2 protein-coding genes are annotated in these 1,864 nt (G+C 61.8%); both read right to left on the reverse strand.

Going from position 1 to position 1,864, the window contains the following annotated elements; genetic code table 11:
- The coding region (locus BZG14_RS15330) for an Ig-like domain repeat protein (RefSeq protein ID WP_198532083.1) at positions 1-1,062 on the reverse strand (1,062 nt) is incomplete at its 3' end.
- Positions 1,044-1,864: Ig-like domain repeat protein (locus BZG14_RS15335; RefSeq protein ID WP_206744424.1), on the reverse strand; the 821-nt coding region annotated here is incomplete at its 5' end. The genes BZG14_RS15330 and BZG14_RS15335, both read right to left, overlap by 19 nt.

Below are 1,864 nucleotides of genomic sequence, written 5' to 3' on the forward strand. Positions count from 1 at the left end.
GCCCTGGTTGCCGGCTTCATCGGTCACCGTCATGGTCACSGTCARCTCGCCATCGGCCAGGCTGCTCAGGTCTTGGGCGTCCACGCTGACATCGTTGCCGCTCACGCTGATGTCGTTCGCATCCACGGTGATGTCGGCCGTGTTGGCGTCGCCGTCGCTGATCACGATGCTGTCTATCGCCGCACCGTCTTCCACCGTGCCGCTGAAGGTCACGGMGGTTTGTTCGCTSTCGTTGATCAGGTYATCGGCATCGTCGAACGCGATGCGGTTGCTGCTATCGCCACCTTCGCCTGGGGCCGCCGTATCYAGCGTCGCGGTGTCATCCACGCTGCCCTGGTTGCCGGCTTCATCGGTCACCGTCATGGTCACSGTCARCTCGCCATCGGCCAGGCTGCTCAGGTCTTGGGCGTCCACGCTGAAATCGTTGCCGCTCACGCTGGTGTCGTTCGCATCCACGGTGACGCTGCCACCCTGGCCGTCGGTGATCACGATGCTGTCTATCGCCGCACCGTCTTCCACCTTGCCGCTGAAGGTCACGGAGGTTTGTTCGCTCTCGTTGATCAGGTCATCGGCATCGTCGAACGCGATGCTGTTGCTGCTATCGCCACCTTCGCCTGGGGCCGCCGTATCYAGCGTCGCGGTGTCATCCACGCTGCCCTGGTTGCCGGCTTCATCGGTCACCGTCATGGTCACGGTCAGCTCGCCATCGGCCAGGATGCTGACGTCTTGGCCGATCACGGTGACATTACCGTCTGTGTCGGTACTGATATCGCCTTCCGCCACAGTGATGCTGCTACCGTCAGTGTCAGTGATCACAATGCTGTCGACCGTCGCACCGTCTTCCACGGCGCCGGTGAAGGTCACGGAGGTTTGTTCGCTCTCGTTGATCAGGCTATCGGCATCGTCGAACGCGATGCTGTTGCTGCCATCACCGGTGTCTGGGGCCGCCGTATCCAACGTCGCGGTGTCATCCACGCTGCCCTGGTTGCCGGCTTCATCGGTCACCGTCATGGTCACGGTCAGCTCGCCATCGGCCAGGCTGCTCACGTCTTGGCCGTCCACGCTGACATCTGGTTGCCGGCTTCATCGGTCACCGTCATGGTCACGGTCAGCTCGCCATCGGCCAGGCTGCTCAGGTCTTGGGCGTCCACGCTGACATCGTTGCCGCTCACGCTGATGTCGTTCGCATCCACGGTGATGTCGGCCGTGTTGGCGTCGCCGTCGCTGATCACGATGCTGTCGATCGACGCACCGTCTTCCACCGTGCCGGTGAACTCGACGTCGTCTTGTTCGTTGTCGTTGATCAGGCCATCGGCATCGTCGAACGCGATGCTGTTGCTGCTATCGCTGCCTTCGCCTGGGGCCGCCGTATCCAACGTCGCGGTGTCATCCACGCTGCCCTGGTTGCCGGCTTCATCGGTCACCGTCATGGTCACGGTCAGCTCGCCATCGGCCAGGCTGCTCASGTCTTGGCYGATCACRGTGACATTACCGTCTGTGTCGGTACTGATATCGCCTTCCGCCACAGTGATGCTGCTACCGTCAATGTCAGTGATCACGATGCTGTCTATCGCCGCACCGTCTTCCACCGTGCCGCTGAAGGTCACGGAGGTTTGTTCGCTCTCGTTGATCAGGCCATCGTCGAACGCGATGCTGTTGCTGCCATCACCGGTGTCTGGGGCCGCCGTATCCAACGTCGCGGTGTCATCCACGCTGCCCTGGTTGCCGGCTTCATCGGTCACCGTCATGGTCACCGTCAACTCGCCATCGGCCAGGCTGCTCAGGTCTTGGCCTGTGACCGTTACCTTGCCATTACCATCCACGCTAATGTCGCCACTATCGACAGTGATGCTTCCTCCTGGAT

It is taken from the genome of Salinivibrio sp. IB282, assembly GCF_001995685.1.
GTDB classification, from domain to species: Bacteria; Pseudomonadota; Gammaproteobacteria; order Enterobacterales; family Vibrionaceae; genus Salinivibrio; species Salinivibrio kushneri.